We start from the raw sequence: 7,091 nt of genomic DNA on the forward strand, positions 1-7,091 counted from the left end.
AACCAAGATCAGGAAGAAAATTAATGCCAGACCGAGAGAAAAACTCAATTTCTCGACTCCGGCTGAGGTCTTTTTCAAAAATATTTCGTAATGTTGCACTCGCTGGTTGACTCTGCCCTCCAGTCCTGCACGCGACGGACCAATCACCTTTTCACCTTTATAATACACTTGATAACAAAGCACATTCGCCCCCGACGCCGAACGCGACATGTAGAACTCGACCTGCTGCATCCCGTCGGGCGACTTCACTTCCAATTTCTCCGGTGCGGCAGCGTACATCGAAACGCCCGCCACACACATCATTATTCCTGCTACAAAATGTTTCATACGAATTTAGAAGCTGTTTTGAATTTATCGTGCGATGATTTGGGATGAGTTTTTGAGGCATTTCCGCTTCTGTGATGAGGAAGATAGCGGGCTATCTGACGAAGAACAGGAGCGAAAAGGACCAAAAAATCGCCCAAAGCACACACGAAAAAGGATACATCAAGCCAAGAAAAACTTTTTGGAGAAATTCAAAACAGCTTCTTAGTCTTTTTGTCAAGGAATACGAACGAACAGGCAAAACCACTCAACCAAAACACAATTATTTTTCATCCGAACGAATTTTTCTGCAAATCTGTTGGCTAAACGCAAGAAATCCATACCTTTGCCCCCAAAAAAACAAACCTACTTAATATAAAAAAACTATGAACAAGATTGTACTTCTGACGGCAACGGCTCTGGGAGCCTGCCTGTGGGGATGCGGAAATCCCCAAACGGTCACCGTGACCGTAACCAACCCGCTCGATGCCGAACGCACGGGCGAAATGATAGAAGTGCCCGCCGCACAAGTGTTCCAATCGCTGAACCTGCCCGACACGGCACACGTCATCGTCTGCAACGCACAAGCCCAGGAAATCCCTTACCAGCTTACCCACGACGGAAAACTGATATTCCCCGTATCGGTATCGGCAAAAGGAACCGAAGCATATACCATCCGGCAAGGGACACCGGCTGAAACCGACACCGTAGCATACGGAAGGCATTACCCCGAACGTCTGGACGACATAGCCTGGGAAAATGACCGCGCCGCCTACCGTGCCTACGGACCCGCCCTGCAACAGAAAGGCGAACAGGCATACGGCTACGACGTGTTCACCAAGAACACCGACCGCCTGGTAGTGGAAGACCGCTACGCAATGGAACTGGACACCGCGGCATGGGCAAAAATCAACGCCCTGCGCAAGGCTGGCAAAAAACAGGAAGCCGACGAACTGGTACGTCAAATCTCCTACCACGTAGACCACGGCAACGGAATGGACTGCTATGCCGTAGGCCCCACACTGGGCGGAGGCACCTCGGCACTGATGCCCGACTCTGCCATCGTCTATCCGTATTGTTATAAAGAATATGAAATTCTGGACAACGGCCCGTTGCGCTTCACCGTGAAACTTACCTTCAACCCGCTGACGATAGGAAACGACACGGACGTAGTGGAAACCCGCATCATCCGGCTCGACAAAGGCTCGCAGCTGAACCAGACTACCGTAACATATGCCAACCTGAGCCAACCCACCCCCGTGGCAGGAGGAATCGTGCTCCATGCCGCCAATGCCGAAGGCTATGCCCACAACGCACAGGAGGGATATATCGCCTACGCCGACCCTACCACCGAACCTCAATCGGACAACGGCATCGTCTACGTAGGTGCCGTATTCCCCGATACGACAGTGCAGACCAAAGTGCAGCTCTTCGAAAAGCCCGCGGGCGATGCGTTGGGACACGTATTAGGAATCTGTACCTACCGTCCCGGCGACACCTTCACCTATTACTGGGGTTCGGGCTGGAGCAAATACGGCTTCGACACGGATGAATCGTGGACCGATTACCTGAAAGCCTATGCAAAACAGGTGCGCCACCCGTTGCAAGTGACCGTAAAGTAAGCTTTCCGGCACTTTGAAAAACGTGTAAAATGCAATTCAGAGGTCTGAATCGGGCTTTGCAGACGTGCAAAATCCATTTCAGACCTCTGAATTTGACTTTGCACCACTTGCAAAGTCTGTTTTAGACCTCTAAAATCCATTTTGCACCGCTTCGAAAGCCGATTTAGACCTCTGAAAACCATTTTGCAAGTGGTGCAAAGCCTGTTTCAGACCTCTAAATTCCATTTTGCATCACTTCGAAGGTGCCAGTAGGACGAATTGTTTTGAAACGCAGATTTTCGCAGATTCACGCAGATTTGATTCACATTGAAATTTATAATCTGCGAAAATCCGCGTGAATCTGCGTTTCTTCATCGTGCCGCTTCATTTATACGTTTACCTATTCTTTTATGTCCCAATACACCACGTAACGCTGGCGGTGCACATCGTAAAGGGGCAACACCGTCACGCCGTCTGCCGTGCGGAAGCGCAAACCGTCCTCCGAAATCCGCTGCACGCTGTTTTCGGGATGCCCCGCATCCCACTTCAAGCCGGTGGGCAACCCTTCGGGGATATGGTAATCGTAGGTGTAATAGTCGTTATACTTCGACGGGTCCGAATCGGGGGCAGGCGGCAACATTCCTTCCGTACCCAAGGCTCCGGCAAGCACCACCGGACCGTAGAGCAGGGCGGCGCGGTGAGGATTATCAGGCGCGGACTCCAACGTCAGGTGCATCGGATAGGTCGCTTCGATGCGGTCGCCATCCTTCCACTCCCGTTCTATCGCGATATACGAACCGGGCTGCTGGCGTACCTTCACCCGCTTGCCATTAACACGGACTTGCACATCTTTGCTCCATGAAGGATAGCGCAGGCGGAACGTAGTGCGCACCGCTCTACCGGCTCGGCAGTCTGTACCTTTCCGGCGATGCCGTATTGCCAAGCCACTACGGTAACCTTTATCGGGAATCTGCTGCGAGGAGGTATCGGTGTAAAACGCAATTCATTGCCGCTTACTTCGGCGGGTCCCTCCTTTACGTAATAACGGACAGGCAACCCACAATCGGATTCCGCATGCAAAACGAGACGTTCCGTGCCATGCCGGACATCATTCAAGCTGGGAAACAATATGCTTTGCCTCTTCCCCTCTGTTATCCGAAGAGGTACTTTCATCTCCAACTCTTGCACCACACCTTTATACACTTTATCTCCCGGATGGCTTGCGACCAATGTAATGCTTCCGCTCCTCTGTGGATTATCCATCCCTATCCGGTTAAAACTGAGCACAAACGTTGTATCGTCCACTTTCTCAACCGGACCACACACACAATCTATACGAATAGCACCTGCGGCATGTTCATCAGTCCTAACGCTGCGCGTACTGTCTGTAAAACAAGTCTGCAAATGAAAAGTCACCCCGTCTGCTTCAGGAGAAAAAGGCACAGATATACGTACGTGGGCTTTCGAATCATACTTCACCAACCCGCCCTTTTGTCTGATGCCGATGTATTGCATCCGCTTCCCCAGATGCTTGCGGTAACGGGCTTCGGTAAGCTCTGCCATCTCTTCATCGAAATACCAAAACGCATCGTGAGTATCGCCTTTATAATCCGAATAGGGAGCTGGTTCCGGACGCTTGCCTTCCACCGGACTCCAACGGGAAGCCAGCCAGCCTGCCCGTACATTTACCGGCTTCAGCTTACCCGAGCCCTCATCCAGCCGATGCTCCATTGCTTTTCCGATAAACAACGCGATATATGCTGCCGTCTCGTCCGCTACATCGAAATGTCCCCTGCCCGTATCGCACAAGAAAGAGATACAACTTTCGGGATACATCATGCGGAAAGCCAATGCCGGATTGACCCGTGCTTCCCACCATTCGTATTCACCTTCAATCATCAGCCCCGGAATACCATCGATGTTCCGCGTGCGTCCCCACTCCAGATTTGCTCTCCCGTATCCAGTCAGATTGGTGCGCGGAGCATCGCCGTGTAAGGAAATGACAGCCAATGTCCGCTCCGGATTCCATGCGGCAAAGTTCCATGGGAAAGTAGCTTGCGCCGAGTGCCCTATCGGCACAATCGGCACGTCAACCAGTTCCGTATATCCGCTCACTTCCGCCAAGTCGGCAAGCATCTTGTCGAAAACTTCCTGTACACCGGTTGTCACATCCCACCGCTGGTCTAATTCAGGTGTAATCCATATCAAGGCAACTCCTAACCGTCCCATCGCCTCACGGAATGCGGAAAGATGAAACAACGTTTCTTCCGACATATTCTGTTGTCCCACCATTACCGCCTTCACCCGTTCGCACGCAGGAGGTATCCACAGGAACGCTTCCTGCGGTTCCCCTGTTTCTCTTGACACGCATCCTTTCACTTTTACCGACCATTGCCATTCGGCGGCGGAAAGAACAGTTCCACACAACAAACATATTAAACATACAATATCTAATTTTCTCATTCTACTCTATTTTTTATATTTCACATCCAACAAACCATTCTGATAATTCACATGCATTGCTTCGCCGTTCACAATCAAGCGGGAAGGACGTTTTCCCGAACGGAAAGACGCATTTACATAAGGTTGTCCGTCTACCCATAAGTTCAAATCTCCACCGGCTGCCTTTTGTACAAAAAACAACTTAGAAAGTGAAGCAAAATACGAAACCCCATCACGGCGCAATGCACTGCCATAAGCCAGGAACAGTTCATCCGCCTCCGTAGGATTATCTCCCTCCGGATAAGACACGGCAAACATATAGGCATCGGTTACCCAACCATCCGCTTCTATCCACGAATTGCTATGCATCAACCGTCCGTCTGCCAACTGGTTGATGTAAATGTCCGTCACTTTTCCTTTATTTCGGATACGAAGTCCAATCCAGCCTTTTCCTTCCCTTCGCTCCATAACCGGAAGTTCTTTTTGAGCCACACTGTCTTTCAAGATGATAGCCGTCACTCCTTTAATCCGGTCAAACTTCCCGGGTAAATGAAACGAATAATAAGTTTCCGTCCCTTTCAAATCTTCGGTAGGAGCAGAAATGGCTTCCCAATATAAATCTTCCGGATAATCGTGTACAAAATCAGACAATGCCAACAAACGGGGATAAAGCGGGCGTATCACCACCGATGCATCTCCTTGGGTAACCGTAACGTCCGCACCCCTCTTCTTCCAAGTACCACCCGGATGCCATAACCATTCAAACTCACCGTAATCGTGTGTCTTCAGGTCATCTATGATATACACTACGTCATCCATCCACAAGAAATGGCGGAAGTTCCGGCTAAACTTATCAGATCAACCTAAAGCATTCGTCAAACAGTTCCACTGTACGTTCCCTACGTATCTCCGTCCGCATATCCAGTCCGTTCGATGAGACAAAACCGTTCGTCAGGTCAGGCATTTCCGGATTAACCCGCTTACGTACCAAATTAAGTGATTTTGCCAAATCGGCATCACTTATCTCATTATCACGTTCAAATACAGCCTCCGCATAGTTCAGCAACACTTCCGCATAACGGATAATCGGATAATCATACCCTTCTTTACCTGTTGCCACTCCATCGCGTTCACAACACCATTTTTGAGGAAAATACCCTGTTCCTGTAGCAGGAGAGAAGTTCTTGAATGCAGCATTGGCTATCTCTTCCGCACTTCCCGTCCAATCTATCCGTCCGCCTCCTGTACTCCAATAATTCCGTCCTGGAACCATCAACGTATTCTGCATACGGTTATCACGCCCTTCGTATTCCGTATCCATTTCGCTATAGTTCCAAGTCTCAGGATCAATGGGCAACCCATTGCTTTGCAAATACATATTCGCCATTTTTCGGGTAACATACAACGCATTTCCCAATCGTCCTTGTGTTATATTGAATCCTATCGGATTAATTACACCATCATGCCTACGGGTAAAGATATATTCTTTATTAGCACTTTTCGTAATTCCTGCCGGATTGGATTTTTCATTTTCAAGGATAAACAAATACTTGTATGCCCAAATACCTAATTCACCTGGCTTAAACAATTCAAATGTCCCACTGTTTATCACTTCATTGGCAGCCTGTGCAGCCATATCCAATAATTGGCGCGACCGTTCCGTATTCTGTCCGTTGCCTTCATGAAACTTCTGCCACGTCCCTTCGTAAAGAGCCACCCTTGAAAGGAAAGCATAAGCCGCTTCACTGGATACTCTTCCTTCGTCTGAAGAAGCAATCTCCTTAAAAGCCGGAAGAGCTTCTGCAGCTTCCTGCAAATCTTGTATGATAAAATCTATTACTTCTCCCCTTGGATTACGCTCCTGTTGCATTTCCGGATCTGTTACATCCAACGGCTTTCTCACTATTATCACATTACCGTAAATCTGCACCAAATCAAAAAAACAGTAAGCCCTGAAGAATTTAGCCTCTGCCACATAAGTCTTTATGTCCTCGGGTGTGGCATACGATTCAGCCTGTTCCAAAAGAATATTTGCCTGACGGATACGGTTGTAATTGTCGGTATAGTTTTTATCTGACGAAGGTACCGTATTTGTTCCGTTACTATAAAGATCCAGCACCAATCCGGTCTGTATGTCCGAACGTCCGTCACTGTGTGCACTTCCGTCTAATTGACTGAAATCGCGTGTCCATCCGTAAAATTGCGTGGAAAATAGTTTGAATTGATCCGGAGTTTGCCAATAATTCGTATCAGCCAGTTGTGTTTTCGGATCGAAATCCAAGCAAGAGGGAAAAGCCAATGCTGCAACAATCCCCAAGATGATATGTAACTTCATTTTTTTCATTGTGTCAATTATTTAAAATGTTGCATTAATACCTACTGTAAATGTTCTGTTAAACGGATATCGGTCTTTGCCTGAAATTTCCCGAGTAGCTTCCGGATCCCAACCGTCGTGAATGTATGTCTTTTCCCAAATGTCCGCCCCAGCCACATAGACTCTCAGGTTGGTCATGAAATTGCCCATCTTGTTCAGTACAGACTTAGGCAAAGTATATCCCAATACAATATCTTTCAAACGCAGATAAACACCATTATCGACCGACCAAGTAGACGCGATATAATTATAATTAGAGTTTATGTAATTTAGATTTGTTATATATCGCGCATACGCGTACCTTTGCAACATGAATTACCACGACCATAAAGACAACAGCAAAAGTTTCCGTGCCTTGACGGGAGTTAGCC

Annotated in this window: 6 protein-coding genes and 2 pseudogenes; 2 read left to right on the forward strand and 6 right to left on the reverse strand. The window is 48.3% G+C overall.

Annotation, left to right across the window (positions count from 1 at the left end; all coding sequences use genetic code 11):
• Positions 1–327: glycoside hydrolase family 97 N-terminal domain-containing protein (locus B5F25_RS20165; RefSeq protein ID WP_206423569.1), on the reverse strand; the 327-nt coding region annotated here is incomplete at its 3' end.
• Positions 328–361: 34 nt separating this feature from the next.
• Between B5F25_RS20165 and B5F25_RS22040 the strand changes: the two genes are divergently transcribed.
• Positions 362–532 (forward strand): hypothetical protein, encoded by a 171-nt coding sequence (locus B5F25_RS22040; protein ID WP_158098033.1) that lies wholly within the window; start codon positions 362–364, stop codon positions 530–532.
• Between the two features lie 157 nt (positions 533–689).
• Positions 690–1,925: a DUF4861 domain-containing protein gene (locus B5F25_RS20175; protein ID WP_087251659.1), complete on the forward strand. Its 1,236-nt coding sequence runs from the start codon at positions 690–692 to the stop codon at positions 1,923–1,925.
• Between the two features lie 379 nt (positions 1,926–2,304).
• Here the strand turns inward: B5F25_RS20175 and B5F25_RS20180 are convergent.
• The 5 genes and pseudogenes from B5F25_RS20180 to B5F25_RS20195 all read right to left on the reverse strand — a co-directional run.
• A pseudogene (locus B5F25_RS20180) lies at positions 2,305–2,796 on the reverse strand (glycoside hydrolase family 127 protein); the annotation flags it as partial.
• On the reverse strand, positions 2,721–4,367 hold the full coding sequence (locus tag B5F25_RS21355) for a hypothetical protein (protein ID WP_241148457.1): 1,647 nt from the start codon (positions 4,365–4,367) through the stop codon (positions 2,721–2,723). The gene B5F25_RS21355 and the pseudogene B5F25_RS20180, both read right to left, overlap by 76 nt.
• A gap of 6 nt (positions 4,368–4,373) precedes the next feature.
• Positions 4,374–5,165 carry a hypothetical protein gene (locus B5F25_RS20185; RefSeq protein WP_206423570.1) on the reverse strand — a complete coding sequence of 264 codons (792 nt, stop codon included), beginning with the start codon at positions 5,163–5,165 and terminating at the stop codon, positions 4,374–4,376.
• A 34-nt stretch (positions 5,166–5,199) separates the two neighbouring features.
• Positions 5,200–6,690 (reverse strand): RagB/SusD family nutrient uptake outer membrane protein, encoded by a 1,491-nt coding sequence (locus B5F25_RS20190; RefSeq protein WP_087251661.1) that lies wholly within the window; start codon positions 6,688–6,690, stop codon positions 5,200–5,202.
• A gap of 12 nt (positions 6,691–6,702) precedes the next feature.
• A pseudogene (locus B5F25_RS20195) lies at positions 6,703–7,005 on the reverse strand (hypothetical protein); the annotation flags it as partial.
• Positions 7,006–7,091: the final 86 nt, after the last annotated feature.

This window comes from Bacteroides sp. An19, from assembly GCF_002160215.1.
Taxonomy (GTDB): Bacteria; Bacteroidota; Bacteroidia; order Bacteroidales; family Bacteroidaceae; genus Phocaeicola; species Phocaeicola intestinalis.